Origin of the sequence: Streptomyces sp. NBC_01669, assembly GCF_026339735.1 — a bacterium.
Classification (GTDB): domain Bacteria; phylum Actinomycetota; class Actinomycetes; order Streptomycetales; family Streptomycetaceae; genus Streptomyces; species Streptomyces yanii.
In genome coordinates this window covers 5,148,980-5,174,612 of the sequence record NZ_JAPEQG010000001.1, presented here as the reverse complement: position 1 = coordinate 5,174,612, position 25,633 = coordinate 5,148,980, and the positions used below count along the sequence as shown (strand labels likewise).

General features: G+C 69.6%; 25 protein-coding genes and 1 pseudogene. 13 read left to right on the top strand and 13 right to left on the bottom strand.

Annotated features, from left to right (window positions below):
• Window positions 1-27: 27 nt before the first annotated feature.
• Window positions 28-978, bottom strand: coding sequence for a Ppx/GppA phosphatase family protein (locus OG972_RS23225; protein WP_266984417.1), 951 nt, complete (start codon window positions 976-978; stop codon window positions 28-30).
• Between the two features lie 40 nt (window positions 979-1,018).
• On the opposite strand from OG972_RS23225, the gene OG972_RS23220 reads away from it, so the two are divergent.
• Window positions 1,019-1,900: a hypothetical protein gene (locus OG972_RS23220; protein WP_266984415.1), complete on the top strand. Its 882-nt coding sequence runs from the start codon at window positions 1,019-1,021 to the stop codon at window positions 1,898-1,900.
• A gap of 39 nt (window positions 1,901-1,939) precedes the next feature.
• Here OG972_RS23220 and OG972_RS23215 read toward each other — a convergent pair whose 3' ends face one another.
• Window positions 1,940-3,778 (bottom strand): hypothetical protein, encoded by a 1,839-nt coding sequence (locus OG972_RS23215; protein ID WP_266984413.1) that lies wholly within the window; start codon window positions 3,776-3,778, stop codon window positions 1,940-1,942.
• 168 nt (window positions 3,779-3,946) lie between these two features.
• Between OG972_RS23215 and radA the strand changes: the two genes are divergently transcribed.
• A complete protein-coding gene (gene radA / locus OG972_RS23210; protein ID WP_266984412.1) occupies window positions 3,947-5,359 on the top strand; it encodes a DNA repair protein RadA in 1,413 nt (470 codons plus the stop codon).
• Between the two features lie 80 nt (window positions 5,360-5,439).
• Window positions 5,440-6,564, top strand: coding sequence for a DNA integrity scanning diadenylate cyclase DisA (gene disA / locus OG972_RS23205; protein WP_266984410.1), 1,125 nt, complete (start codon window positions 5,440-5,442; stop codon window positions 6,562-6,564).
• Between the two features lie 233 nt (window positions 6,565-6,797).
• Here disA and OG972_RS23200 read toward each other — a convergent pair whose 3' ends face one another.
• Window positions 6,798-7,592 (bottom strand): hypothetical protein, encoded by a 795-nt coding sequence (locus OG972_RS23200; protein ID WP_266984408.1) that lies wholly within the window; start codon window positions 7,590-7,592, stop codon window positions 6,798-6,800.
• Window positions 7,593-7,767: 175 nt separating this feature from the next.
• Between OG972_RS23200 and OG972_RS23195 the strand changes: the two genes are divergently transcribed.
• From OG972_RS23195 to cseC, 6 genes are all read left to right on the top strand, one after another.
• Window positions 7,768-8,409 carry a phosphatase PAP2 family protein gene (locus OG972_RS23195; RefSeq protein WP_266984407.1) on the top strand — a complete coding sequence of 214 codons (642 nt, stop codon included), beginning with the start codon at window positions 7,768-7,770 and terminating at the stop codon, window positions 8,407-8,409.
• Between the two features lie 169 nt (window positions 8,410-8,578).
• Complete coding sequence (locus OG972_RS23190; RefSeq protein WP_266984405.1) at window positions 8,579-9,481, top strand: A/G-specific adenine glycosylase; 903 nt, start codon at window positions 8,579-8,581, stop codon at window positions 9,479-9,481.
• Between the two features lie 234 nt (window positions 9,482-9,715).
• Window positions 9,716-10,366, top strand: coding sequence for a SigE family RNA polymerase sigma factor (locus OG972_RS23185; protein ID WP_266984403.1), 651 nt, complete (start codon window positions 9,716-9,718; stop codon window positions 10,364-10,366).
• A gap of 104 nt (window positions 10,367-10,470) precedes the next feature.
• A complete protein-coding gene (locus tag OG972_RS23180; RefSeq protein ID WP_266990672.1) occupies window positions 10,471-11,112 on the top strand; it encodes a hypothetical protein in 642 nt (213 codons plus the stop codon).
• 9 nt (window positions 11,113-11,121) lie between these two features.
• Window positions 11,122-11,826: a two-component system response regulator CseB gene (gene cseB, locus OG972_RS23175; RefSeq protein WP_266984401.1), complete on the top strand. Its 705-nt coding sequence runs from the start codon at window positions 11,122-11,124 to the stop codon at window positions 11,824-11,826.
• The gene (gene cseC, locus OG972_RS23170) at window positions 11,823-13,202 is read left to right on the top strand and encodes a two-component system sensor histidine kinase CseC (RefSeq protein WP_266984399.1); all 1,380 of its coding nucleotides are present in this window, start codon (window positions 11,823-11,825) and stop codon (window positions 13,200-13,202) included. Before cseB ends, cseC begins: the two co-directional genes overlap by 4 nt.
• Window positions 13,203-13,333: 131 nt before the next feature.
• Here cseC and OG972_RS23165 read toward each other — a convergent pair whose 3' ends face one another.
• Window positions 13,334-14,920 (bottom strand): MDR family MFS transporter, encoded by a 1,587-nt coding sequence (locus OG972_RS23165; protein ID WP_266984398.1) that lies wholly within the window; start codon window positions 14,918-14,920, stop codon window positions 13,334-13,336.
• A gap of 123 nt (window positions 14,921-15,043) precedes the next feature.
• On the opposite strand from OG972_RS23165, the gene OG972_RS23160 reads away from it, so the two are divergent.
• Window positions 15,044-15,628 (top strand): TetR/AcrR family transcriptional regulator, encoded by a 585-nt coding sequence (locus OG972_RS23160; RefSeq protein ID WP_266984397.1) that lies wholly within the window; start codon window positions 15,044-15,046, stop codon window positions 15,626-15,628.
• A gap of 53 nt (window positions 15,629-15,681) precedes the next feature.
• On the opposite strand, the gene OG972_RS23155 is transcribed toward OG972_RS23160, so the two are convergent.
• Window positions 15,682-16,371: a M23 family metallopeptidase gene (locus OG972_RS23155; RefSeq protein WP_266984395.1), complete on the bottom strand. Its 690-nt coding sequence runs from the start codon at window positions 16,369-16,371 to the stop codon at window positions 15,682-15,684.
• 455 nt (window positions 16,372-16,826) lie between these two features.
• Between OG972_RS23155 and OG972_RS23150 the strand changes: the two are divergent.
• Together OG972_RS23150 and OG972_RS23145 are read left to right on the top strand one after the other, a co-directional pair.
• Window positions 16,827-17,090, top strand: a pseudogene (locus OG972_RS23150) (trypco2 family protein); the annotation flags it as partial.
• 295 nt (window positions 17,091-17,385) lie between these two features.
• Window positions 17,386-17,586 carry a hypothetical protein gene (locus OG972_RS23145; RefSeq protein WP_266984393.1) on the top strand — a complete coding sequence of 67 codons (201 nt, stop codon included), beginning with the start codon at window positions 17,386-17,388 and terminating at the stop codon, window positions 17,584-17,586.
• Between the two features lie 82 nt (window positions 17,587-17,668).
• Here the strand turns inward: OG972_RS23145 and OG972_RS23140 are convergent, their stop codons facing one another.
• A complete protein-coding gene (locus OG972_RS23140; protein ID WP_266984391.1) occupies window positions 17,669-20,197 on the bottom strand; it encodes an ATP-dependent Clp protease ATP-binding subunit in 2,529 nt (842 codons plus the stop codon).
• Window positions 20,198-20,627: 430 nt separating this feature from the next.
• Here OG972_RS23140 and OG972_RS23135 point away from each other — a divergent pair, with 430 nt between their 5' ends.
• Window positions 20,628-21,266: an SCO3374 family protein gene (locus OG972_RS23135; RefSeq protein ID WP_266984389.1), complete on the top strand. Its 639-nt coding sequence runs from the start codon at window positions 20,628-20,630 to the stop codon at window positions 21,264-21,266.
• Here OG972_RS23135 and OG972_RS23130 read toward each other — a convergent pair.
• The 7 genes from OG972_RS23130 to nadC all read right to left on the bottom strand — a co-directional run bounded on the left by OG972_RS23130 (window position 21,245) and on the right by nadC (window position 25,632).
• Complete coding sequence (locus tag OG972_RS23130) at window positions 21,245-21,580, bottom strand: Lsr2 family protein (protein ID WP_266984387.1); 336 nt, start codon at window positions 21,578-21,580, stop codon at window positions 21,245-21,247. The two genes, OG972_RS23135 and OG972_RS23130, sit on opposite strands and share 22 nt — an antisense overlap.
• A gap of 144 nt (window positions 21,581-21,724) precedes the next feature.
• Window positions 21,725-22,282 (bottom strand): amino-acid N-acetyltransferase, encoded by a 558-nt coding sequence (locus OG972_RS23125; protein WP_266984385.1) that lies wholly within the window; start codon window positions 22,280-22,282, stop codon window positions 21,725-21,727.
• A 9-nt stretch (window positions 22,283-22,291) separates the two neighbouring features.
• Window positions 22,292-22,708 (bottom strand): BlaI/MecI/CopY family transcriptional regulator, encoded by a 417-nt coding sequence (locus OG972_RS23120; RefSeq protein WP_266984383.1) that lies wholly within the window; start codon window positions 22,706-22,708, stop codon window positions 22,292-22,294.
• Between the two features lie 122 nt (window positions 22,709-22,830).
• On the bottom strand, window positions 22,831-23,010 hold the full coding sequence (locus OG972_RS23115) for a hypothetical protein (RefSeq protein ID WP_266984381.1): 180 nt from the start codon (window positions 23,008-23,010) through the stop codon (window positions 22,831-22,833).
• 61 nt (window positions 23,011-23,071) lie between these two features.
• On the bottom strand, window positions 23,072-23,653 hold the full coding sequence (locus OG972_RS23110; protein ID WP_266990670.1) for a hypothetical protein: 582 nt from the start codon (window positions 23,651-23,653) through the stop codon (window positions 23,072-23,074).
• A gap of 138 nt (window positions 23,654-23,791) precedes the next feature.
• On the bottom strand, window positions 23,792-24,589 hold the full coding sequence (locus OG972_RS23105) for a type III pantothenate kinase (protein ID WP_266984380.1): 798 nt from the start codon (window positions 24,587-24,589) through the stop codon (window positions 23,792-23,794).
• A complete protein-coding gene (nadC, locus tag OG972_RS23100) occupies window positions 24,589-25,632 on the bottom strand; it encodes a carboxylating nicotinate-nucleotide diphosphorylase (RefSeq protein WP_266984378.1) in 1,044 nt (347 codons plus the stop codon). The genes OG972_RS23105 and nadC overlap by 1 nt, the downstream gene beginning before the upstream one ends.
• Between the last annotated feature and the right edge of the window lies 1 nt (window position 25,633).

Sequence of the window (25,633 nt, the reverse complement as noted above, 5' to 3'; positions counted from 1 at the left end):
GCCCCGGTCCTCCGGCGGAACGCACGGTCAGTTCAGTGCGGCGGCCGCCCCCGTCGGGAGGTGGTCCAGGCGGCGCAGGATCACTCCCTCACGCAGCGCCCACGGGCAGATCTCCAGCTCCTCCACGCCGAACAGATCCATCGCCCCCTCGGCGACCATCGCCCCGGCGAGCAGCTGCGCGGCCCGCCCCTCGGAGACGCCGGACAGCCGTCCGCGCTGGTCGACTGTCATGGCCGCCAGCTTGGGCACCCATTCCTCCAGCGCCTTCCGGGTGAGGGCGCGCTGCACGTAGAGGCCCTCGGCGGAGCGCGCGGCGCCTGCGATCCTGGCGAGCTGCTTGAACGTCTTGGAGGTCGCCACGACGTGGTCGGGGCGGCCGAAGCGGCTGAACTCGCCGACCGTACGGGCGATGCTGGCCCGCACGTGGCGGCGCAGCACCTTCACCTCCGCCGGGTCCGGCGGGTCGTGCAGCAGCCAGCCGGCGGTGAGGCGCCCGGCCCCGAGCGGCAGCGACACGGCGGCGTCGGGCTCCTCGTCGATGCCGTACGCGATCTCCAGCGAGCCGCCGCCGATGTCGAGGACCAGCAGCTTCCCCGCCGACCAGCCGAACCAGCGGCGGGCCGCGAGGAAGGTGAGCCGGGCCTCCTCCTCGCCGCTGAGGACGGCGAGATCGACGCCCGTCGCCTCCCGTACCCGGGTCAGCACCTGGTCGGCGTTGCTCGCTTCCCGCACCGCGGACGTGGCGAACGGCAGCACGTCCTCGCAGCCCTTGTCCTCGGCGGCCTGCAGCGCACCGTTGATCGTCGACACGAGCCGGTCCACGCCCTCGGGGCCGATCGCTCCGTCCGCATCGAGAAGTTCGGCCAGGCGCAGTTCCGCCTTGTGCGAGTGCGCGGGCAGCGGGCGGGCGCCGGGATGCGCGTCCACCACCAGCAGATGAACCGTGTTCGACCCCACGTCGAGGACTCCGAGTCTCATACGCGGAACGCTACTGCCCCCGCGGACTTACTCTTGGCCCGTGCCAAAGACGAAAAAGGCGAAGCCGGGCAAAGTCACGAATAAGCAGAGAACGAAGCAGGAGATGCAGCAGCCGGAAATGAACGGGCCTGACCGGTCCGAAGACGAGAAGGGGATCGACTTCGCACGCGCATGGGTCGAGTTCCCCGACCCCGCGGACGACGAGCAGATCTTCCGCTGCGACCTGACCTGGCTGACCTCCAGGTGGACCTGCATCTTCGGCAGTGGCTGCCAGGGCATCCAGGCGGGCCGTGCGGGCGACGGATGCTGCACGCTGGGTGCGCACTTCTCCGACGAGGACGACGAGAAGCGGGTGGCGGACCACGTCTCCCGGCTGACCCCGGAGCTGTGGCAGTTCCACGACGTCGGCACGGAGACGGGCTGGGTCGAGGTCGACGACGACGGCGAACGCCAGACGCGCCGCTGGAAGGGGTCCTGCATCTTCCAGAACCGGCCCGGATTTGCGGCCGGAGCCGGGTGTTCGCTGCACATCCTGGCGCTGCGCGAGGGCAAGGAGCCCCTGGAGACCAAGCCGGACGTGTGCTGGCAGCTGCCGATCCGGCGTACGTACGACTGGATCGACCGCCCCGACGACACACGCGTGCTCCAGGTCTCGATCGGCGAGTACGACCGCCGGGGCTGGGGTCCGGGCGGTCACGATCTGCACTGGTGGTGCACGTCGGCGACCTCGGCGCACGGGGCCGGGGAGCCGGTGTATGTCTCGTACAAGCCCGAGCTCACCGAGCTGATGGGCAAGGAGGCGTACGAGCGGCTGGTCGAACTGTGCGAGGAGCGGTTGTCCTCGCTGCTGCCGATGGCGCCGCATCCGGCGGATCCGGTAGAACCCGCGGAGGCCCAGGGGCCCCGTCGCCCGCGGGGCTGAGGACCGACGGGCAGAGGGCCGACGGGCCGAGTTCGGCATTCACCCCGTCGGCGCCGGGCCGGACGGGCTTGTCCCCGGGTCGGATGGGCTGGACGAGTTCGACGGGTCCGGTGACGGCGGCTGAGTCGGGTCGGTCGGCGACGGGTCGGTCGGCGAGGGTGTGGGATCCGTCGGATCCGGCGACGGGTCGGTCGGCGAAGGCGTGGGGTCCGTCGGATCCGGCGACGGACCCGTGGGACCCGGTGAGGACGGCGGCGGGTCGGACGGCACCGACGGGCCGCCGGACGACATCGCTCCGTACCCGCTGATCGTCACCGCCGAGCCCGACGGGGCGAGGCCGACACGGGCGCCCCAGGCACCCGCCGGTTCTCTCGCATGGTCGACGAGGACGCGGATCGTGACGCTCTCACCTGCGGCAAGGGTGCCGGAGGACCTGCTGAGGCGCAGCCAGGGCGCATCCGCCCGCGCCGACCAGGCCACGGGCGCGCTGCCCGAGGCGGTCAGCGTGATCAGCGTCGTGCCGCCGGAGGAACGGGCCGTGACCAGGATCCTGCCAGGGCCGTGCTGTCCCGTCCCCGCGCCGATGACCTCGGCAGAGACATCCGGCGTACGGCTGCCGTCCTTGAAGCGGGCGCCTGGCTCGGGGCTGGCGTTGCCCGCATTCTCGTAGCGGTCGTGCGGGTCGCCGTCGAGACCGCGCCGGTCGTCCGTCCCGGTCGCGGTGACCGACGCTCCGTCGTGCCCCTCGCCGGTCAGCGGCGCCCCCCTGTAGGCGGACCACAGGGCAATCACGGGGGCGGCGACAACCGTCGCCACCACCGTCGTCGTCACGACTCTCGCCCGGAGCCGGTCCCGGCGCGCGGCGTGGTCCTTGGGGTCCATCGGGAAGCCCGCCCGGTCGAAGCGCGGACTGCCGGACCGACTCCTCTGGGCGTGGATCATCGCGACGTATGCGGACGGCCGCGGCGCCTCGACGACCGGCAGCGCGGCCGCAGGGGTCAAGGCACCGCCCGGCCAGGGGCCCCCGGCGCCCGCCCGTTCGGCGGCGCGACGGCAGCGGGGGCAGTCGTCGACGTGGCGGACGAGTTCGCGGCGCAGGGCGGCTGAGAGCAGGACGCGGTGGTCGCCGGTGAGGCGGGCGACGGTGGGACAGTTGCCGGTCTCGACGACGGCGAGGGCGGCGCGGGTGCGTTCCACCTCGCAGGCCGCGGCGGCGAGGATCTCGCGGGCGGCCGCGGGTTCGAGGCCGAGGACGGCGGCCACGGCGCCCGGGGCGAGGCGGTGGCGTACGGCCAGTTCGAGCGCTTCGCGTTGTTCGGGCGTGGTGCCGGCCGCTTCGGGCCAGGCGAGCTGTGCGAGTTCGCGGCGGTGCGCTTCGGCGGCCGCGGCGGAATCGGGGGTCGGGGCGTGGGCGTTCGTGAGGCCCGCCTCACTGGTGGTGTCGGGGGGTGGGGTGACGGCCGGGAGCGCACGGTTTCCTGAACGCGCCCCCCTGGGGGTCTTCCCGCCCGGCTGCTTCCCCTGCTGCCGGCGATGCGCCTGACGACCCCGTTTCTGCTCGGCGAGCTTTCGCAGGCACGTCCACCTGGCCAGCGCGTAGAGCCAGGTTTTACGTTCCTCCTCACCTGCGGGACACCGCCCGTCCTGCCGTTCCGCGATGGCGAGCACACTCCCGAGCGCCTCGACGGCGCCGTCGTGGTCGCAGAGCGCGGAGAGGCAGTAGGTGAACAGGCCGTCGAGATGCGGCTCGTAATGAGCGGGCGGTCGCTGCGACGACGAGTGGGGCGCACGGCGCTGCATCCGGTGTGCGCCGGTGGTGGGTGTGGGGGTCTCCAGCCTGCTGCTCGTCACCCGGCGACCGTAGACAGGGCAAGGCATGTTCTTGGCGACTCTTGCCCACTATTAACCCTTACGGGTGAACGTATCGCTCAAAAGGGGACAGGAACCCCTGATTCCGCCGAAGCCTCCTCTCTGTTCCCTGTCACCGCGACCGCCCGCGCACCCGCGCCGGGCGGTGTTGTCAGTCCTCACCTATACGGTGGCGCCATGGCTGCCCGTACGAAATCCGCGAAGGACCGGCCGTCCTATCGCTGCACCGAATGCGGCTGGACCACCGCCAAGTGGCTCGGTCGTTGCCCCGAATGCCAGGCGTGGGGGACGGTCGAGGAATTCGGCGGCGTCCCTGCCGTACGGACCACGGCGGCCGGCCGCGTGAGCACGGCCGCTCTCCCCATCGGCCAGGTCGACAGCCGGCAGGCCACCGCCCGGTCGACCGGTGTCGACGAGCTGGACCGGGTGCTCGGCGGCGGGCTGGTCCCCGGCGCCGTGGTGCTGGTCGCGGGCGAGCCGGGCGTGGGCAAGTCGACGCTCCTGCTGGACGTGGCAGCCAAGGCCGCCAGTGACGAGCACCGCACTCTCTATGTCACCGCGGAGGAGTCCGCGAGCCAGGTGCGGCTGCGTGCCGACCGTATCCGCGCGATCAACGACCACCTCTACCTCGCGGCCGAGACCGACCTCTCCGCGGTCCTCGGCCATCTGGACGCGGTCAAGCCGTCCCTGCTCATCCTCGACTCCGTACAGACCGTCGCCTCGCCCGAGATCGACGGTGCGCCCGGCGGTATGGCGCAGGTCCGCGAGGTCGCCGGAGCGCTCATCCGCGCCTCGAAGGATCGTGGCATGTCCACGCTGCTGGTCGGCCACGTCACCAAGGACGGCGCGATCGCCGGGCCGCGGCTGCTGGAACATCTCGTCGACGTGGTGCTGTCCTTCGAGGGCGACCGTCATGCCCGCCTCCGCCTGGTCCGCGGCGTGAAGAACCGGTACGGAGCGACGGACGAGGTCGGCTGTTTCGAACTGCACGACGAGGGCATCACCGGCCTCGCCGACCCGTCCGGGCTCTTCCTCACCCGGCGCGACGAACCCGTACCCGGCACCTGTCTGACAGTCACCCTGGAGGGACGGCGCCCGCTCGTCGCCGAAGTGCAGGCGCTGACGGTCGATTCGCAGATCCCGTCGCCCCGGCGCACCACCTCCGGGCTCGAGACGTCCCGGGTCTCGATGATGCTGGCCGTTCTGGAGCAGCGCGGCCGGATCAGCTCGCTCGGAAAACGGGACATCTACAGCGCGACGGTCGGCGGGGTGAAGCTCTCCGAGCCCGCCGCCGACCTCGCGGTCGCACTGGCGCTGGCCAGTGCGGCAAGCGACACACCACTGCCCAAGAACCTGGTGGCGATCGGCGAAGTGGGCCTCGCGGGCGAGGTCAGACGGGTGACCGGGGTGCAGCGCAGACTGGCCGAGGCACACCGGCTGGGCTTCACCCACGCACTGGTCCCGACCGACCCGGGGAAGGTCCCGGCCGGTATGAAGGTCACGGAAGTCGCCAACATGGGCGACGCGCTGAGAGTACTCCCGCGCCGGTCTCATACGGAGGCCCCACGGGAGGACAACGCGCGCCGGTAGACTTTGCCCTGGTCTCGCCCGTCCGTACGAACGGTACGAGGGACGTAAGGGCACCGCAAACCTGTGACCGGAGGAGTGCAGTGGCAGCCAACGACCGGGCAGCATCGCCCGGAAAGTCCGGCCAAGGCACCGGTAACGAGGCGCTGATGCGCGCCTCGCTGAGCGCCGTCGCGCCCGGAACGGCCTTGCGGGACGGCCTGGAGCGCATTCTCCGCGGCAACACCGGCGGGCTGATCGTGCTGGGCATGGACAAGACCGTCGAGTCCATGTGCACCGGCGGCTTCGTGCTGGATGTCGAGTTCACCGCGACGCGACTGCGCGAGCTGGCCAAGCTCGACGGGGCGCTGATCCTCGACAAGGACATGAGCAAGATCCTCCGGGCCGGCGTGCAGCTGGTCCCGGACGCCTCCATCCCCACCGAGGAGACCGGCACCCGCCACCGCACGGCGGACCGGGTCTCCAAGCAGTGCAACTTCCCTGTCGTCTCGGTCTCGCAGTCGATGCGTCTGATCGCGCTGTACGTGGACGGGGAGCGCCGGGTCCTGGAGGAGTCCGCCGCGATCCTGTCGCGCGCCAATCAGGCCCTCGCCACCCTGGAGCGGTACAAGCTCCGGCTCGACGAGGTGGCGGGCACGCTCTCCGCGCTGGAGATCGAGGACCTGGTGACGGTCCGCGATGTGACGGCTGTCGCACAGCGGCTGGAGATGGTGCGCCGGATCGCGACCGAGATCGCCGAGTACGTGGTGGAGCTGGGCACCGACGGCCGGCTTCTCTCGCTCCAGCTCGACGAGTTGATCGCGGGCGTCGAGCCGGAGCGCGAGCTGGTCGTGCGCGACTATGTGCCGGAGCCGACCGCGAAGCGGTCCCGTACGGTCGCGGAGGCGCTGACCGAGCTGGACGCGCTCTCTCACACCGAGTTGCTCGAACTCCCCGTCGTGGCACGGGCCCTGGGGTACAGCGGCTCGCCCGAGACCCTGGACTCGGCGGTCTCGCCGCGCGGCTTCCGGCTGCTGGCGAAGGTGCCACGACTGCCCGGAGCGATCATCGACCGGCTCGTGGAGCACTTCGGAGGCCTGCAGAAGCTGCTCGCGGCGAGCGTGGACGATCTCCAGACGGTGGACGGGGTCGGCGAGGCGCGGGCGCGGAGCGTGCGCGAGGGGCTCTCGCGGCTGGCCGAGTCGTCGATTCTTGAGCGGTACGTGTAGGCGCGGGTCTCACGTCGGCTCGGGGCCCGGTCGGTGGACCGGGCCCCGACGTGCGTTTGGGGCCGTGTTCACGTTCCGCTCAGCACGCCGGTACTTCGCGGACCGGTCATTGGCGGGCCGGTCATTGGCGGGCCGGTACTGCGCGAGCCAGTCTTTCGCGTCGGCTCCTCGCGGACTCGTCCATCTCGAACCGGCCCTTCGCACGCCGGTACTTCGCAAGCCGGCCTTTCGCTTCATTCCTTCGCGAGGACGAACGATGCGCGCTGCACGGGCTCGCCGGAGGTTTTCGCCTCGACGAGGTACGTACCCGGCCCCACTGATCCCGCGGGTGGCGTCGCGCACTGCGGAGCGCTCTTCTTCCGGTCCCACTCCACGGTGTGAACGATGGTCGCGCCCGCCGGGACCTCCAGCAGCACACTGCCCGCGTTGCGCGGGCAGTCCTTCGAGGACCACACCTCGGCGTCGTCGCCACCGGCCTCGGTGATGGTGAGCACCGCGCTCTTCGGTCCGAAGTCGGCCTTGCAGGCGGTGGACAAGGTGTTCTTGGCGATCAACCGGAACTTCGGCTTCTCGCCGGGGCCGTAGCTGAGCTCGGTGCGCAGGGTCAACTGCAGTGCAGAAGGGGTGCAGTCGGGGATCGAGGAGCCGGCCGGCACCTGCCGGCCCTCGGTTCCGCCGCCGGAATCCGATCCGGTGCCGGGGTCGCCGTTGCTGCCGTCGCCTGTCCCGCCCGTGGTGCCCTCGGAGCCCGCGTCGGTACCACCGCTGCCGTCACCGCTGCCCGACTCGTCGCGCCCGCCCGGCTGTTGGCTTATGGCCGGCCCCGAACTGGCAGGCCCAGGACCGATGGAGTGTGCGGGACCGGACCCGCTGGGCCGGGAATCGTCCTTGTTCCCCTTGCTCCCACCGGAGGTGACGGCCCATACGATCAGCAGCGCGAGCAGCGCAACCAGCGTCGCCGCTACGGCCCTCCGTCGCCAGTAGATGGTGGAGGGAAGCGGCCCGATCGGATTGCGCAGAGATCCCACGGCGCAAACTGTACGAGAAGTCGGCGCCAACTCCCGCCCCACCCGCCGCTCCGAGCCCCAAGTTTTGCGGATCATCATCATGGGGTGACTGGATTCCGATCCCTACTTTCGTCAGGTGCGGCCCCTGACGATCGCGCAATGTGACGATCGCGCACCGTTGCCTACGGTCAGTCACATGAAGAGTTCGACCACTGAGGCTGTGTACAGGGACATCACCGACTTCGCGCACGGCGCGTCGCCATGGGTGCAGCATCTCGCCGAAATATGGACGGAACTCGGGCTGCTGGTCTTCGGCGTCCTGTTCGTCGTGGGCTGGTGGCGGGCGCGCGGAGAGCATGCGGGAGCCCTCGCCCTGTCGGTGCTTGCGCCCCTCGCGACGGCGGTCGGCTATGTCGTCAGTGAGGTGCTCAAGACGGTCGTGGACGAGGAGCGCCCGTGTCGTGCGGTCGTCGGCGCGGCAGCCTCGTTGGCGCCCTGCCCGTCGACGGGTGACTGGTCGTTCCCGAGCAATCACGCGGCCATAGTCGGCGCCGCCGCCGCCGCACTGGCGTGCGCCCGGCCGCGCACGGCCTGGTTCACGGTGCCGATGGCGCTGCTGATGGCGCTCTCCCGGGTCTTTGTCGGGGTGCACTATCCGCACGATGTCGCGGTGGGGCTGCTGGTGGGCGGATCCGCGGCGGCGCTGGTGACCGTCCTGCTGTCCCGTCCGACGCGCTCGCTCGCCCGGACGGTACGGGACAGCCGGGCACCCCTCGCGGTCTGGATATCCGGCTCGGGGGCGGGCGGCCCGGACCGGGGCCACAGCACAGGTCGCTGATCGGGCCGGGGCCTCGGCGAAAGCATGGGCGGCAGTCCGGGCGAAGACGCTGACCGGGTCTCATCGTGGGGACAGACGGGTGGCGTTATCACCCCAAGAGCCCCCAAGCGGGGCGACACCACCGTGACCATGACCATCGCCTGCCCTTCCGTGTCAGGATCGACATGCGATGACTGCCATGACTGCGACACAGACGCCCCCCACATCCCTCCACGCTCCCGTGATCGGGTGGTTCGACCAGCACGCCCGCGATCTTCCCTGGCGCCGCCCCGAGGCGGGCGCCTGGGGTGTGATGGTGAGCGAGTTCATGCTGCAGCAGACCCCCGTCAGCCGGGTCATCCCGGTGTACGAACAGTGGCTGGCCCGCTGGCCGCGCCCAGCCGACCTGGCCGCCGAGCCGCCCGGTGAAGCGGTCCGGGCATGGGGCCGGCTCGGTTACCCGCGGCGTGCGCTGCGGTTGCACGGCGCCGCGCAGGCAATAACGGAACGGCACGGCGGCGACGTGCCGAGCGAGCACGGCCAGCTGCTCGCACTGCCCGGGATCGGTGAGTACACAGCGGCGGCCGTGGCCTCGTTCGCGTACGGGCAGCGGCATCCCGTACTCGATACGAACGTCCGCCGGGTGTTCGCCCGGGCCGCGACCGGCATTCAGTACCCGCCGAACGCGACCACCGCCGCCGAGCGGAAACTCGCCCGCGCGCTCCTCCCCGACGAGGACGAACGAGCGGCCCGCTGGGCGGCAGCCACGATGGAACTCGGTGCGCTCGTCTGCACCGCCAAGAACGAGGACTGCACGCAATGCCCGATCGCGACACAGTGCGCCTGGCGGCTGGCCGGGAAGCCCGCGCACGAGGGGCCTCCGCGCCGCGGTCAGACCTACGCCGGTACGGACCGGCAGGTGCGTGGACGGTTGCTCGCCGTTCTGCGTGAGGCGGTGACCCCGGTGTCGCAGGCGGCACTGGACACCGTGTGGGACGAGCCGGTGCAACGGGCACGGGCGCTGGACGGTCTGGTCGCCGACGGCCTGGTCGAACCGCTCCCGGGCGGCCAGTACCGGCTTCCGCAGAGCTGAGGGTTGTCCCGTCATCCCTGGCGCGCCCGTCAGGGATGACGGGACAACCCCCTGGGAACAGAGCAGGAAGGCTCTTCCACCGCTGTTACACAACCGATGGACAGCCGTGCGTCGGCGTATGGCTGCTCCGCACAGCGCCGTGACAACCGCTCCGTAACGTCTCCGACCGTCAGCCCACGCACCAGTGGGCCGGCAGAGGTCAAACGGGGATCGACGGGGACGGAGGCGGTTGGAATGGCGCAGGGCGAGGTGCTCGAATTCGAAGAGTACGTACGCACCCGGCAGGACGCTCTGCTGCGCAGTGCGCGCCGCCTGGTCCCCGACCCGGTGGACGCGCAGGACCTGCTGCAGACAGCCCTGGCCCGTACCTTCGGCCGCTGGGACGGCATCGCCGACAAGTCCCTGGCCGATGCCTACCTGCGCCGCGTCATGATCAACACCCGTACGGAGTGGTGGCGGGCCCGCAAGCTGGAGGAGGTGCCCACCGAGCAGCTGCCCGACGCCTGCATCGAGGACGGCACCGAGCAGCGCGCCGACCGTGCTCTTCTGATGGACGTCCTGGGTGTGCTGGCTCCCAAGCAGCGCAGCGTCGTCGTGCTGCGACACTGGGAGCAGATGAGCACGGAGGAGACAGCCGCGGCGCTCGGTATGTCGGCCGGTACGGTGAAGAGCACGCTGCACCGTGCGCTGGCTCGGCTGCGCCAGGAACTGGAGAGCCGCGAGGCCATGAGCAGGGAAGCCAGGATCCGTGAGGCCCAGGGCCACACGGCGGGCGACCGGGCTCCGGCCACCGGTGCCGCGCAGCGTGCACGGGCAGGGGCGCAGCTCCGCGGACAGGCGGACCGGCGTCATGACGAACGGGGGCGGGAGCGGTGCGCGGCCTGACAGGCAGCGGTGAACACGGGGACACGGCGACCGGCAGTAGTGGTACCACCGCCGGGGACACGGCGACCGGCCGATGCGGGGCGACCCGCAGCGATGGTCGCCGGCTGACCGGGTGGGCGGCGAGCGGTACGACACTGGTGGGGCTCGCCGCTCTGGCACTGCTCACCGTCAGCTGTTCCACCGGTGGTACGGGCACCCGTGACGAGGGCCCGGCAGGCACCCAGCCGGTCGCCCAGGTCACGCCGTCGGCCACCGCGCCGTCCAGGGCGAAGCCCACCCCGCGGGTCGATCCCGTCCAGCTGGTCAAGCGGGACTCCCGGGTGAGCGAGCGGGTCAGGACGGACCTGAAGCCCTGCACGGGCAGCGAGTACCCGGTCGACTCCTCGTACGGCAGGCTGACGGGCGGCTCCGCGCCGGACGTCGTGGTGAACGTGATGACCTGCGGCGACGCGGTGGGCGTCGGCACCTACGTGTACCACCGGCAGAGCAACGGCACGTACAAGAACATCTTCACCACCGAGCAGCCCGCGGTCTACGGCACCATCGACCGGGGCGATCTGGTCGTGACGACCCAGGTGTACGAGAAGAAGGACTCGGTCGCGTACCCGTCGGGCGAGGAAGTGGTCACGTACCGCTGGGCCGATAACCGGTTCGCCGAGCACGACCGGGTGCACAACGACTTCAACAGAGCCGTCGGCAACGGGGAAGGGGAATTCCCGGAGCCCACGGAACCGACGAAGAACTGAGAGCAGTCGATGGCCGAGACCCACGTCCTGTTCGTCGAGGACGACGATGTCATCCGCGAGGCCACCCAGCTGGCGCTGGAGCGTGATGGCTTCGCGGTCACCGCGATGCCCGACGGCCTCTCCGGTCTGGAGGCGTTCCGGGCCGACCGGCCGGACATCGCCCTGCTCGACGTGATGGTGCCGGGCCTGGACGGGGTCAGTCTGTGCCGTCGCATTCGCGACGAGTCGACCGTGCCCGTGATCATGTTGTCCGCCCGCGCCGATTCCATCGATGTGGTGCTCGGCCTGGAGGCCGGCGCCGACGACTACGTCACCAAGCCGTTCGACGGGGCTGTTCTCGTCGCCAGGATCCGAGCCGTACTGCGCCGCTTCGGCCATGCGTCGGGCGGACAGCCGGGCAGTGCGGAGGCGGAGTCCGAGCCCGTCGGCGGGGTGCTGGTCTTCGGCGACCTGGAGGTCGACACCGAGGGCATGGAAGTACGCAAGGGCGGCGCGCAGGTGGCGCTGACCCCGACCGAGATGCGGCTGCTGCTGGAGTTCTCGTCCGCGCCCGGCACGGTGCTCTCGCGCGACAAACTGCTCGAACGGGTCTGGGACTACGGCTGGGGAGGAGACACCCGGGTCGTGGATGTCCATGTACAGCGGCTGCGTACCAAGATCGGGCAGGACCGGATCGAGACGGTCCGCGGTTTCGGCTACAAACTCAAGCCATGAAGCGGATGGCACTGCGGACGGGGGTCCGCTGGAAGATCAGTATCGCGATCGCCGCAGTGGGCGCGCTCATCGCCGTGGCGTTGAGCCTCGTCGTCCACAACGCCGCCCGCGTCTCGATGCTGGAGAACGCCCGTGAGGTGCAGCTGGAGCGGCTGACGTACGCGCAGCTGCTGTACGAGGCGACGAAGACGAAGAAGGCCGATCCCAAGTTCGGCGCCAAGCTCAACGACCCGACGATGCCACGGAGCCTGCGGGAGGAGACCCGTAAGAACCGGCGCGCCACGCATGTCGACGAGTACGGGAACGGGGTGCCCGATGTGTGGGCCGCAGTGCCGCTGGCCAATGGCGACGTGCTGTCCCTCCACACCCGCTTCGCGGACCGTTCCGCCACGATCATGGGCGATCTCGACCGGGCGTTGATCATCGGCTCCGTCTCGGTGGTCTTCGGTGGCTGCGCGCTGGGCGTGCTGATCGGCGGACAGCTGTCGCGCAGGCTGCGCAAGGCGGCGGCCGCGGCCGGCAAGGTTGCGCAGGGCCATACGGAGGTACGGGTCCGGGAGGCCATCGGCGGGGTCATACGGGACGAGACCGACGAGCTGGCCCGCGCGGTAGATGCCCTGACGGACGCGCTGAACGAACGGATCGAGGCGGAGCGCCGGGTCACCGCGGACATCGCGCACGAGCTGCGCACCCCCGTGACCGGGCTGCTGACCGCCGCCGAGCTGCTGCCGCCGGGCCGCCCCACCGAGCTCGTACGGGACAGGGCGCAGGCCATGCGCACGCTCGTCGAGGACGTGCTGGAGGTGGCCAGGCTGGACAGTGCGTCGGAGCGTGCCGAGCTCCAGGAGATCGCGCTCGGTGAGTTCGTCAGCCGCCGGATCGCGCTGCTGGACCCCGATGTGCGGGTCCAGGTGGTGCACGAGTCATGGGCCAACACCGATCCGCGCCGGCTGGAGCGCATCCTCGGCAATCTGCTGGGGAACGCCGCGAAGCACGGCTCCACTCCGGTGGAGGTCACGGTCGAGGGCCGGGTGGTGCGCATCCGCGACCACGGGCCCGGTTTCCCGGAGGCGCTGCTGCGCGAGGGCCCGAGCCGGTTCCGTACCGGAAGCAGCGACCGCTCCGGGCGCGGTCACGGCCTGGGGCTGACGATCGCGGCCGGTCAGGCCCGGGTGCTCGGCGCCCGGCTGACGTTCCGCAACGCGGCGCCGCAGGGCGCGGCGGAGGGAACCGGCGGGGCGATCGCCGTGCTGTGGCTGCCGGAGCACGCCCCGACGAACACCGGCAGCTTCCCGATCCTGCACCTCGCCGAACAGCGCCGGCCCGGGAGCTCGCGGGCGGTCGCGCCGTCGGACGGCGCACCGTTCGGCAGCTGATCCGGCCGGGCAGCGACGAAGGGGCCCTGGGGCGCGCTGTCCGCACGCCCCAGGGCCCCTGGTCACTGTCGGGTCAGACGTTCTCGCTCTGCTTGGCGTCGGCCACCGACTCCGGTGCCTCCACGCCGCTCTCAGCGGGGCTCGGCCTTGGCCTCCGGGCCCGCCCCCCGCAGCGGTACCTCCTTGACGAACACCGCCGCCACCAGCGCGATCACACCGACCGACGCGCCGACCAGGAAGGCGATGTGCGTGCCGGACGACACCGCGAACTGGTACGCCTCACGCACCGCGTCCGGCAGCTTCGCCAGGCTCGCCGCGTCCAGCTGCGCGGACTTCGAGGTGGCTGCTCCGCCGCCGCGGGCCGCCATTTCGTCCTGTACCCGTCCGGTGAACAGCGCACCCATGATCGCGACGCCGAAGGAGCTGCCGAGCGTACGGAAGAGGGTGGTCGCGGAGGAGGCGACGCCCATGTCCTTCAGCTCGACGCTGTTCTGCGCGACGAGCATCGTGATCTGCATCAGGAAGCCCATGCCCGCGCCGAGGACCGCCATGTAGATGCCGGAGGTGAGGCGGGTGGTGCCGGTGTCCATCTGCGAGAGCAGGAACAGGCCGGCCACCATCAGGATGGAGCCGATGATGGGGAAGATCTTGTACTTGCCGCTGCTGGTCGTGACCCGTCCGGCGATCAGCGAGACGACCATCATCGACAGCAGCATCGGCAGGAGCAGCAGACCGGAGTTGGTCGCGGACGCACCCTGGACGGACTGCTGGAACAGCGGCAGGAAGAGTACCGCTCCGAACATCACGAAGCCGGACATGAAGCCGACGACCGACATCAGTGTGAAGTTGAGGTTGCGGAAGATGTGCAGCGGAATGATCGGTTCTGCAGCCTTCGTCTCGACGAAGAGGAAGCCGACGAGCGAGACGACACCGATCGCGATGAGCTCCATGATCACGGCGGAGTCCCAGGCGTACTCCGAACCGCCCCAGGTGGTGACCAGCACGATCGCGGTGATGCCGACGGTCAGCAGTCCGGCGCCGAGGTAGTCGACCTTCGCCTTGGTGCGCTTCTTGTTCGGCAGGTGCAGCACGGCGGTGACCATGGCGAGGGCGACGGCGCCCAGCGGCAGGTTGATGTAGAAGCTCCAGCGCCAGCCGAGGTGGTCCGTGATGGTGCCGCCGACCAGCGGTCCGCCGATCATGGCGATCGCCATCACACCGGCCATCAGCCCCTGGTACTTGCCACGCTCGCGGGGCGGCACCAGGTCGCCGATGATGGCCATGACGCCGACCATCAGGCCGCCCGCGCCGAGCCCCTGGATCGCGCGGAAGCCGATCAGCTGGCCCATGTCCTGGGCCATGCCGCTCAGTACGGAGCCGATCAGGAAGAGCACGATGGACGTGAGGAAGATGCCCTTGCGTCCGTACATGTCGCCGAGCTTGCCCCAGATCGGGGTCGAGGCCGCAGTGGCCAGGGTGTACGCGGTGACGACCCAGGACAGATGCTCCAGGCCTCCGAGATCACCGACGATGGTCGGCATGGCGGTGCCGACGATCAGGTTGTCGAGCATGGCCAGCAGCATGGTGATCATCAGAGCGAGCATCACCACCCGGACGCTGCGCTGCTGCGGTTCGGGTGCGGCGGGCGGCTCGTCGGCAGTCTTCTCGACTGCTCTGCCGCCCGGCTTCCCGTCCGCCGCCTTCTTCAGGTCCGACATGGTTCCCAACTCCCCTGATCCCCTGTTAGCCGGGCCCTTACTTGCCGCCCGGCTAGTTGACTACACTGGGGAAAGTAGACCCGTAACTAGCCGGGCGTCAAGTAAGTTTTTGGGGAGCGCACCATGGGCAGCACACCGCAGCCGCGGCGGGGCAATACGCGCCAGCGGATCCAGGACGTTGCCCTGGAGCTCTTCGCCGGGCAGGGCTACGAGAAGACCTCGCTGCGCGAGATCTCCGAGAAGCTGGACGTCACCAAGGCGGCGCTGTACTACCACTTCAAGACCAAGGAAGACATTCTCATCAGCATCTTCGAGGACCTCAACCGGCCCGTCGAGGAGCTGATCGCCTGGGGCAAGGAACAGCCGCGCACCCTGGAGACGAAGAAGGAGCTCCTGGTCCGCTACAGCGAGGCACTGGCCGCGGCGGCACCGCTCTTCCGGTTCATGCAGGAGAACCAGGCGACCATACGGGATCTCAGCATCGGGGAGACCATCAAGGGCCGCGTCGTGGCCCTCGTCGATCTGATCAAGGAACCTGACGCGCCGCTGACCGACCAGGTGCGCTGCTTCACCGCACTCTTCGCACTGCACGCGGGCATGTTCGCCCTCAAGGACTTCGACGGTGACCCCGAGGACAAGCGCAAAGCCGTCCTCGAAGTCGCCTTCGATCTGATCACCCAAGCCCACGGCCCGGGCCCCGCGAGTTAGTGCCGGGAGGGGCACGAGCGGGATCCGGGCCGCGGTGCGGTCGTCAGGTCGGGTCAGACCGCGACGCCCTGCTGGTGCAGGAACGAGACCGGGTTGATCGCCGAACCGTAGTTGGCGGTGTGACGGATCTCGAAGTGCAGGTGCGGGCCGCTGGAGTTACCGGTGTTGCCGGACAGGGCGATCTTCTCGCCCGTGCTCACGGTCTGGCCTATGCGCACATCGATGCGCGACAGGTGCGCGTACTGCGAGTACGTGCCGTTGCCGTGCTTGATCACGATGGCGTTGCCGTACGCGGGACCGTCGCCGCCACCGTTCGGGCCGGCCTTCACGACGGTGCCGGAGTGCGCGGCCTTGACCGTGGTCCCGATCGGCACGGCGAAGTCCTGGCCGGAGTGCTTGTGAGCCCAGCGGCTGCCGTCGGTGCCGAAGCAGGCGCTCAGCGTGTACTGGCGGACCGGCGTCACCCAGGAGGCGGCCTTGGCGGCGGCTTCCTTGGCGGAGCTGCGCTCGGCCTGCTTCGCCGCAGCGGCCGCCTTGCCCTGCGCGGCCGCCTGCTCGGCGACCGAGTCGGCCGCGGTGGTGCTGATCAGGGTCGCGGTGCCGGGGGCGCTCGCCGGGGCGGCCGCGAACGCAGCGCCCGCGCCGAGAACCATCGACGTCCCCAGGCCGGCTGCCACCACGGCGCCACGGACACGGGACATGGACGGGCGGCGGGAGTGCTGGAACGTAACGCGCTTCGACATATGCGGAGGCCCTCCGGATGTGAGTGAACCCGGCTTGTCCGCCGGGCTGGCCATCCCTTGGTAACCCGCCACCCCGCCTGTGCTCAAATACCCCATCTACGAAGAAAAGCCGTATTCGGGGCCCAGGGAACCCGCTGTCACGGGTCCCGGACCCTCGACACACAACTCGGCCGAATCTCCTCGGCCGGACAGGTTTAACCCCAGCTCCAAACCGCCTGAAACGGACAAGTTTCCGCGTTTCGGGCCTCCCCTTCCGTCGCGCCGAAGGTCCCGTTCCGCTGCGGGGCGAGGAACCCGTCCGCGATCACGTCCCGTCTCCTATGCCTCGTAGTAAGGCCGAATGGGGGTGTGCTGCTTGTCACCGGCGACGGGACCGAAGACCGTCCGATTCGGGACCTTCGGCATGCAACCTGACTACGCTGTCACGGCAGCCGCTCAGCTCCCGGGGCACAGCCATGACCAGCGACAGCACTGACACGGGCGCCATGGACGGCATCGAGCTCGCAGACGCAGTCGAGTCCATCCGCAACCAGCTCATCGACGCCGCGAGCCGCGCCACCGGCCGCCCCGTGGCCTTCGAACTCAGCGACATCCAGATGGAGTTCACCCTCGAACTCCGCAAGGAGGTCAAGGGCGGCGGCAAGGTGAAGGCCTGGGCGGCGGAGACGAGCGCCGACGCGTCCCGTGCGACGGGCCGCACCCACAAGGTCTCCCTCACCTGAAACCGCGCGACACCACGACCGGCGAGCCCTGCTCACCGACCGGCTGGTGCTGACCCTGCGTCCACGTGATCAAGGGCGGCAACCGGGCCGTCGTCGCCCACCCCGATCTGCCGAATCTCCGCACCGCGCAGGTCGCCTGGATCGACCACGACCTCGACGCCCCCTGCTCCTGACCACAGCCCCGGTTATCCCGGTCGAACCCGTACGGATCGGCGTCCTCTCCAGCGACCAGGCACTCTCCGCCTGCGAGATCACCGGCTTCCCACACATCCAGCGCTCCGAGTGGGACCTGGTGCTCCGCTTCACCACGGGCGAGGACGCACTGGAGCAGATCCCCCATACCTTTCCCGCATTGGAGTCGCTCCTGCTCGCCCGGGCCGCACGCGAGGGGCTCATCGATCTGTCCCCGCTCGAAGCCCTGCCCGGCCTCCGGGTGGACGTCATCGGCGGTTCGCAGATCATCGACGGCGAAGGGCTCATCGTGCACAGGTGACGGCACAGCGAAGGGGCTGCCCCGGAACCGTACGAAACGGTCCGGGGCAGCCCCTTCGAATGCTCAGACGCTCAGCGCGCCCTTACACGTCCTTCGTCAGGTTCGGGCCGGCGCCGCCTGCCGCCTGCTCGATCGGCGGGACGTCGGGCAGCGCCGACTTCTCCTCGCCGCGGAAGGTGAACTTCTTCTCCTCACCCTCGCCCTCGGTGCCGACGACCACGATGTGACCGGGGCGCAGCTCACCGAAGAGGATCTTCTCGGAGAGGATGTCCTCGATCTCGCGCTGGATCGTCCGGCGCAGCGGCCGGGCGCCCATCACGGGGTCGTAGCCCTTCTTGGCCAGGAGCGACTTGGCTTCCGCGCTGAGCTCGATGCCCATGTCGCGGTCCTTCAGGCGCTCGTCCACCTTGGCGATCATGAGGTCGACGATCTGGATGATGTCTTCCTCGGTGAGCTGGTGGAAGACGACCGTGTCGTCGACACGGTTGAGGAACTCCGGCCGGAAGTGCTGCTTGAGCTCTTCGTTGACCTTGTTCTTCATCCGCTCGTAGCCGGTCTTGACGTCGCCCTGGGCGGCGAAGCCCAGGTTGAAGCCCTTGGAGATGTCCCGGGTCCCGAGGTTGGTCGTCATGATGATGACCGTGTTCTTGAAGTCCACGACCCGGCCCTGGGAGTCGGTCAGGCGACCGTCTTCCAGAATCTGGAGCAGGGAATTGAAGATATCGGGGTGGGCCTTCTCGACCTCGTCGAAGAGGACGACGGAGAACGGCTTGCGGCGCACCTTCTCGGTGAGCTGGCCACCCTCTTCGTAACCCACGTAACCGGGGGGAGAACCGAAGAGACGGGAAACCGTGTGCTTCTCGCTGAACTCCGACATGTCGAGGGAGATCAGCGCGTCCTCGTCACCGAAGAGGAATTCGGCGAGCGTCTTGGAGAGCTCGGTCTTACCGACACCGGACGGACCGGCGAAGATGAACGAGCCACCGGGGCGCTTCGGGTCCTTCAGACCGGCTCGCGTACGGCGGATCGCCTGCGAGAGGGCCTTGATGGCGTCCTTCTGGCCGATGACGCGCTTGTGGAGCTCGTCCTCCATGCGCAGCAGTCGGGAGGACTCCTCCTCCGTCAGCTTGAAGACCGGGATGCCGGTGGCGGTGGCCAGGACTTCGGCGATGAGCTCGCCGTCGACCTCGGCGACGACGTCCATGTCGCCGGCCTTCCACTCCTTCTCCCGCTTGGCCTTCGCCGCCAGCAGCTGCTTCTCCTTGTCGCGGAGGGAAGCCGCCTTCTCGAAGTCCTGGGAGTCGATGGCCGACTCCTTGTCGCGGCGGACACCCGCGATCTTCTCGTCGAACTCGCGGAGGTCCGGCGGCGCGGTCATCCGGCGGATACGCATCCGGGAACCGGCCTCGTCGATCAGGTCGATCGCCTTGTCCGGCAGGAAGCGGTCCGAGATGTAGCGGTCGGCCAGCGTCGCGGCCTGGACCAGCGCCTCGTCCGTGATGGAGACGCGGTGGTGGGCCTCGTAGCGGTCGCGCAGACCCTTGAGGATCTCGATGGTGTGCGGCAGCGACGGCTCCGCGACCTGGATGGGCTGGAAGCGGCGCTCAAGAGCGGCGTCCTTCTCCAGGTGCTTGCGGTACTCGTCGAGCGTCGTCGCACCGATCGTCTGGAGCTCACCTCGCGCCAGCATGGGCTTGAGGATGCTCGCTGCGTCGATCGCGCCCTCGGCGGCGCCCGCACCCACGAGGGTGTGGAGCTCGTCGATGAACAGGATGATGTCGCCGCGGGTGCGGATCTCCTTGAGGACCTTCTTCAGGCGCTCCTCGAAGTCACCGCGGTAGCGGGAACCGGCGACCAGCGCACCGAGGTCGAGGGTGTAGAGGTGCTTGTCCTTGAGGGTCTCGGGCACCTCGCCCTTGACGATGGCCTGCGCCAGGCCCTCGACGACCGCCGTCTTGCCGACGCCGGGCTCGCCGATGAGGACCGGGTTGTTCTTGGTACGACGGGACAGCACCTGCATGACCCGCTCGATCTCCTTCTCGCGCCCGATGACCGGGTCGAGCTTGGATTCGCGAGCGGCCTGGGTGAGGTTCCGGCCGAACTGGTCGAGCACCAGGGACGTGGAGGGCGTGCCCTCCGCGGGACCGCCTGCGGTGGCCGCCTCCTTGCCTCCCGAGTACCCGGAGAGCAGCTGGATGACCTGCTGCCGCACCCGGTTCAGGTCGGCGCCCAGCTTCACGAGGACCTGGGCGGCGACGCCCTCGCCCTCGCGGATCAGGCCGAGCAGGATGTGCTCGGTGCCGATGTAGTTGTGGCCAAGCTGAAGAGCCTCGCGGAGCGACAGCTCCAGGACCTTCTTGGCTCGGGGGGTGAAGGGGATGTGCCCGGACGGGGCCTGCTGGCCCTGACCGATGATCTCCTCCACCTGCTGGCGGACCGCCTCGAGCGAAATCCCGAGGCTCTCCAGGGCCTTAGCGGCGACACCCTCACCCTCATGGATAAGGCCCAGGAGGATGTGCTCGGTGCCGATGTAGTTGTGGTTGAGCATCCGGGCTTCTTCCTGAGCCAGGACGACAACCCGCCGCGCGCGGTCGGTGAACCTCTCGAACATCGTTAATCGCTCCTCAGAGCGGTCAGGCAGTAAGGGGTCGGTCCCCTCCCTGTCCTTCCGCAGCTTAGTCCCGCAAGCGGGGACCGCTCATTCCAACTGCCGACACTCGTCCTTGGCCTCCTGCCCCGAACGCCGACAACTGCTCCAACCCGATGGTGCGAGACGATGTTCCCGCAGGCCAGGCAGATACCCCTATCGCCAGTACGCCGATGGCGAACGTGAGACGTGCCGAGCTGCGTGTCGCCCCTCCCCACTAGGGATGTTCTTACCCGCAATTACAGACAGTCCATGCGGCGCGCGCCGGTTCCCTCCGCTATGGGCGAACATCCTTGCGCGCGGAAATGCGCTCGTACGCCCCCACCATGGACACGTTGCGCACACGGTCGCCGACTCTGCGTAACTCTTGGGGCGGTCCGACAGTTCTCCGGACATGACCCTTACCGTCCCGCCCCCACGCGCAGCGCTCGCCGACGAGCGCAAGAGTGACTGTGCGTGGTGGTACGAGCACGAACTCGGCTGGCCGACGGAAGGGACCGCTCCGGTGCGGTTGCCGACCGGGCTGCGGTTCGACGTCCTGGAGCTGCCTGCGGCCGCGGGGTACGCGGCGCTGCGGCGAGTGGGGCGCACCGGACCCGTGGCGCTGACGGGGCGGACCATGGGGCTGCTGGTGGCCGCGGGGAGCGCCGACGAGCTGCCGGGGCTGCTCGACTGGCTGGAGTGGGGCGGGGTCTCCCTCGCACTGACCGCCGTCGGTACGGGCGGGCGGATCATCGCGCCGACGCCGCCCGGCTGGGCTCCTGGCTCGCCGGGGGCCGCCGCATGGCTGCGGCCCCCCGAGCTGCGGCACGAGGGGAAGCCGGAGCTCCCGGCCCTCGCCGGCCTCGGGAGCAGGGGTGGGGATGCTCCCGATCTCGTACGGCTCGTGGACGCGGTGGCGACGGAATGCCACCGGGCCCGGTTGATGCATGCCCGGACGGGGCGAACGACAACGGTGCAGCCGACAGCGGAGCTGTCGGCAAAGGGAGTGCCGACGGGTCGGTCGGCAGTTCAGCCGTTGGCCTTCTCGTAAGCCTCGCGGATGTCTGCCGGAACACGACCACGGTCATTCACATTGTGACCGTTCTCGCGCGCCCACTTACGGATCTCAGCAGTGTCCTTGTTGCCACCGGTAACGGCGCGGCCCTTGCCACGACCCGCCCCGGCACGGCCGCCGGTACGCCGGCCACCCTTGGTGTACGGCTCAAGAAGACCACGGAGCTTGTCCGCGTTGGTCGTGGTGAGGTCAATCTCGTACGTCTTGCCATCCAGAGCGAACGTCACCGTCTCGTCCGCCTCGCCACCGTCGAGGTCATCGACAAGAAGGACCTGAACCTTCTGTGCCACCGGATTTCCTTTCATCGAAAATGCAGTACGCGGAAAGGAAACCGCTTTTCCCCGGAAAACACAAACCCCTGGGAGAGGTTCAGGAGCGCAAGAACACGGGAAACATGCGCGATTCGGACATAGGGTTCCGGCGTCTTCCGACGGTCACAGGTGCAGAAGCATCCGGCTGTTGCCCAAGGTGTTCGGCTTCACTCGTTCGAGACCGAGGAACTCTGCTACGCCCTCGTCATAGGAACGCAGCAGCTCGCTGTAGACATCTGTGTCGACCGGCGTCTCTCCGATCTCCACGAAGCCGTGCTTGGCGAAGAAGTCGACTTCGAAGGTGAGACAGAAAACCCGGCGCACACCCAGCCAGCGGGCGGTCTGCAACAGCTTGTCCAGCACTTGATGCCCCACTCCGGCGCCCTTGATGCTGTGATCGACCGCGAGAGTACGGACTTCGGCGAGGTCTTCCCACATCACATGGAGTGCGCCGCAGCCGATGACCCGGGCGTCCTCGTCGCGTTCCGCGATCCAGAACTCCTGGATGTCCTCGTAAAGCGTCACCGTTGCTTTGTCGAGCAGGATGCCTTCGCGTACGTACCCGTCGAGGAGACGGCGGACCGAGGGCACATCGCTCGTCCGGGCACGCCGGACGGTGATGGCTGCGTTTATAACCGACGGTTCGGTACGGAAATCGGTATGCGGAAGCTCTGAGGACATGCCCAGACGCTATCGCCCGGACTCCGTGTCCGCGTCATCGGACGGGCGATCGCCGGCCTCCGGCAGCTCCGGCGATACGATCCGCATCGCGTCACTGAGAGCTTCCCGCTGCTCGGCGGACATCATGCCGAAGAAGGCGACAAGCGCGGCGGCGGGGTTGTCGCTGTGGGACCAGGCTTCGTTCATCAGTGCGGCCGAGTAGGCGGCGCGGGTGGAGACCGCCGTATATCGATATGCGCGGCCTTCGACTTCCCTGCGCACCCAGCCCTTCTGATGGAGATTGTCCATTACCGTCATGACGGTCGTGTACGCGATGGACCGTTCCTTCTGAAGGTCCTCAAGGACTTCCCGCACGGTGACCGGACGGTTCCATTGCCAGACCCGTGTCATCACGGCGTCTTCCAGCTCTCCCAATTGGCGAGGCACAGCGTCACCTTAGTGCTAGATGTCTGGAATGGGCGGTTATTTACGCAACAAAAGGGCGTGCGGCTCCTGATGAGCCGCACGCCCTTCATGCGGTACGCGAGGTGCGGTACGCGCCGTACCGGTCAGACGCCCTCGGTCCGCGGTGCCTGCTGCCCCGCCTCGGCGCGGCTGAGCGCCGAGTCCACGGCCGCGTCCTCCTTGGCCTTGTTCGGGCCGCCCTGGCTCTTGACGATCGTCACGACGAGGCCGATGAAGAAGGCGGCCATCACCACGGGGGGCACGAGCGCGGATACGTAGTCCATGGGATCCAGAGTAGCGATCCCGGTACGGACTTCCGCGCGACCCCTCCGTCGTCCGGCGTGGCTACCCCGCGGCGCGCTGTTGCGGGGGCGGGACGGGCCGACGGCGGGGCGGGAAGACTTCCGAGGGCTTCGGGGCTGGGCGCTCGGACGGCGGCACCGGACGGGCCGGTGCTGCCGGGGCCTTCGGCTTTTCGGGCTCCGCGGCCGCGGCCCGGCCGCCGGGCAGGGCGAGCAGGCGGCTGCGCGGCGCCGGCGCTGTCGTGGGGACGGCGCGTCCGGCGAGACGGGCCCGCACCGACCGCTCGGCGAGCACGTGGCAGCGTTCCAGGAGCGCTGCGGCAACCGGTCTGCCCCGTTGGGTGCGCAGGGCCGCCAGATCCTCCGGGCGAGGGTCGTATCCGGCGGCCAGGGCATCCTGGAGCAGCTCCAGATAGCGGGTGACCGAGCCTGGCAGGGCGTCGCGGTAGCGGACGAGGTCGGCGAGGAGGAACGCGCGCAGCCGTCCCGCCTCCCCGACCGCCTCGTCCAGGGAGCTCGCGAGCCGCAGGCAGTCCTGGACGTCCTCGTCGGGCAGGGGCGCGGGGCGGAGGGCGTTGGCGAGGGCGCGTCGGAGCACACGCAGCTCGTCCGCGCTGAACGCCATACCGCCGCGTGATCCGTAAGGCGTGGGCATAACGCGACAATACGTGCTAAATGGACAAAATCCGTTTAGCTGGGCGACGGCGGCGCGGCGGCAGTCTTCGCACCGCCGCGCCGTTCCCGCAGGTACCCGGCGCGTGACCTACATCCGGGCGATGTTGCGCTCGTACACCAGTCGCAGCCCGATGAGCGTGAGCCAGGGCTCGTGCTCATCGATGACGGAGGACTCCCCCAACACCATCGGAGCAAGGCCGCCGGTCGCGATGACGGTGACGTCGTCCGGGTCTGCCGCCAGCTCCTTCTTCATGCGCTCGACGACGCCGTCGACCTGGCCCGCGAAGCCGTACACGATCCCCGCCTGCATGGCCTCGACCGTGTTCTTGCCGATCACGCTGCGCGGCCGGGCCAGCTCGATCTTGCGCAGCTGGGCGCCCTTCACGCCGAGCGCCTCGACCGAGATCTCGATGCCGGGGGCGATGACCCCGCCCGCGTACTCGCCCCGGGCGGAGACCGCGTCGAAGGTGGTGGCCGTGCCGAAGTCGACGACGATCGCCGGGCCGCCGTAGAGATCGACGGCCGCGACCGCATTGATGATGCGGTCCGCGCCGACCTCCTTCGGGTTGTCCATCAGGATCGGGACGCCCGTCTTGATGCCCGGCTCGACGAGCACGGCGGGCACGTCGCCGTAGTAGCGGCGGGTGACCTCGCGCAGCTCGTGCAGGACGGCCGGGACCGTGGAGCAGATCGCGATGCCCTCGATGCCGTCGCCCAGCTCCTCGCCGAGCAGCGGGTGCATGCCCATCAGGCCGTTGAGCAGCACCGCGAGCTCGTCTGCGGTGCGGCGGGCGTCGGTGGAGATCCGCCAGTGCTCGACGATCTCCTCACCGTCGAACAGGCCCAGGACGGTGTGGGTGTTGCCGACGTCGATGGTGAGCAGCATCAGACGCCGGCCCCGTCGGTGTCGCGGAAGTCCAGGCCGATGTCGAGGATCGGCGAGGAGTGGGTGAGCGCGCCGACGGCCAGGTAGTCGACGCCTGCGGCGGCGTAGGCACCGGCGGTGTCGAGGGTGAGCCGGCCGGAGGACTCCAGGACCGCGCGGCCGCCGACGAGCGCGACGGCCTCCTCGGTCCGGGACGGGGTGAAGTTGTCCAGCAGGATCAGGTCGGCGCCCGCCTCCAGGACCTCGCGGACCTGGTCCAGGGTGTCGACCTCGACCTCGATCGGTACGTCCGGGAACTCGTCCCGCACCCGCTTGAACGCCTCGGCGACGCCGCCCGCCGCGATGACGTGGTTGTCCTTGACCAGTGCGGCGTCGGAGAGAGACATCCGGTGGTTGACGCCGCCGCCGCAGCGCACCGCGTACTTCTCCAGGGCGCGCAGGCCCGGGGTGGTCTTGCGGGTGTCGCGGACCTTCGTCTTCGTGCCTTCGAGCACGTCGGCCCAGGCGCGGGTGGCGGTCGCGATGCCGGAGAGCCTGCAGAGCAGGTTGAGCGCGCTGCGCTCGCCGGTGAGCAGGTCACGGGTGCGGGTGGTGACGGTCAGCAGCTTCTGACCGGGAGCGACACGGTCGCCGTCCTCGACATGGCGCTCGACCTCGAACTCGGCCGTGCAGACGATGGAGAGGACGGCCTCGGCGACGCGCAGACCTGCGACGACACCGGCCTCGCGGGCGGTGAAGTCACCGGTGGCCATGGCCTCCTCGGAGACCGTGGCGACGGTCGTGACGTCCACACCGCCGTCGAGGTCCTCCTCGATGGCGACGTGCGCGATGTCCTCGACCTGGACCGGGTCGAGGCCCGCGTCGGCGAGCAGCTGGGCGAGGTCGGGGTCGAGACCGCACTCCAGGGGGTCCAGCTCGTAGCCTTCCTCCCCGCCGCAGCCGCAGGCGTCCCCGCAGCCGCCCGCGGCCGGTACGGGCGCGCCGATCTGGATCAGCGGTACGTCCACGGGTGTGGGGCGCGGATTCTCTTCGGGCGTGCTCACG

Excerpts from the sequence above, each read along its gene's own strand:
- OG972_RS23165 (WP_266984398.1), bottom strand. The coding sequence starts at position 14,920 with ATGTCGGACCTGAAGAAGGCGGCGGACGGGAAGCCGGGCGGCAGAGCA.
- OG972_RS23225 (WP_266984417.1), bottom strand. The coding sequence starts at position 978 with ATGAGACTCGGAGTCCTCGACGTGGGGTCGAACACGGTTCATCTGCTG.
- OG972_RS23195 (WP_266984407.1), top strand. The coding sequence starts at position 7,768 with ATGAAGAGTTCGACCACTGAGGCTGTGTACAGGGACATCACCGACTTC.
- OG972_RS23105 (WP_266984380.1), bottom strand. The coding sequence starts at position 24,589 with ATGCTGCTCACCATCGACGTCGGCAACACCCACACCGTCCTGGGCCTG.
- OG972_RS23140 (WP_266984391.1), bottom strand. The coding sequence starts at position 20,197 with ATGTTCGAGAGGTTCACCGACCGCGCGCGGCGGGTTGTCGTCCTGGCT.
- OG972_RS23115 (WP_266984381.1), bottom strand. The coding sequence starts at position 23,010 with ATGGACTACGTATCCGCGCTCGTGCCCCCCGTGGTGATGGCCGCCTTC.
- OG972_RS23160 (WP_266984397.1), top strand. The coding sequence starts at position 15,044 with ATGGGCAGCACACCGCAGCCGCGGCGGGGCAATACGCGCCAGCGGATC.
- OG972_RS23110 (WP_266990670.1), bottom strand. The coding sequence starts at position 23,653 with ATGGCGTTCAGCGCGGACGAGCTGCGTGTGCTCCGACGCGCCCTCGCC.
- radA (WP_266984412.1), top strand. The coding sequence starts at position 3,947 with ATGGCTGCCCGTACGAAATCCGCGAAGGACCGGCCGTCCTATCGCTGC.
- OG972_RS23155 (WP_266984395.1), bottom strand. The coding sequence starts at position 16,371 with ATGTCGAAGCGCGTTACGTTCCAGCACTCCCGCCGCCCGTCCATGTCC.
- OG972_RS23125 (WP_266984385.1), bottom strand. The coding sequence starts at position 22,282 with ATGTCCTCAGAGCTTCCGCATACCGATTTCCGTACCGAACCGTCGGTT.
- cseC (WP_266984399.1), top strand. The coding sequence starts at position 11,823 with ATGAAGCGGATGGCACTGCGGACGGGGGTCCGCTGGAAGATCAGTATC.
- OG972_RS23135 (WP_266984389.1), top strand. The coding sequence starts at position 20,628 with ATGACCCTTACCGTCCCGCCCCCACGCGCAGCGCTCGCCGACGAGCGC.
- OG972_RS23215 (WP_266984413.1), bottom strand. The coding sequence starts at position 3,778 with ATGCCTTGCCCTGTCTACGGTCGCCGGGTGACGAGCAGCAGGCTGGAG.
- cseB (WP_266984401.1), top strand. The coding sequence starts at position 11,122 with ATGGCCGAGACCCACGTCCTGTTCGTCGAGGACGACGATGTCATCCGC.
- OG972_RS23185 (WP_266984403.1), top strand. The coding sequence starts at position 9,716 with ATGGCGCAGGGCGAGGTGCTCGAATTCGAAGAGTACGTACGCACCCGG.
- OG972_RS23190 (WP_266984405.1), top strand. The coding sequence starts at position 8,579 with ATGACTGCCATGACTGCGACACAGACGCCCCCCACATCCCTCCACGCT.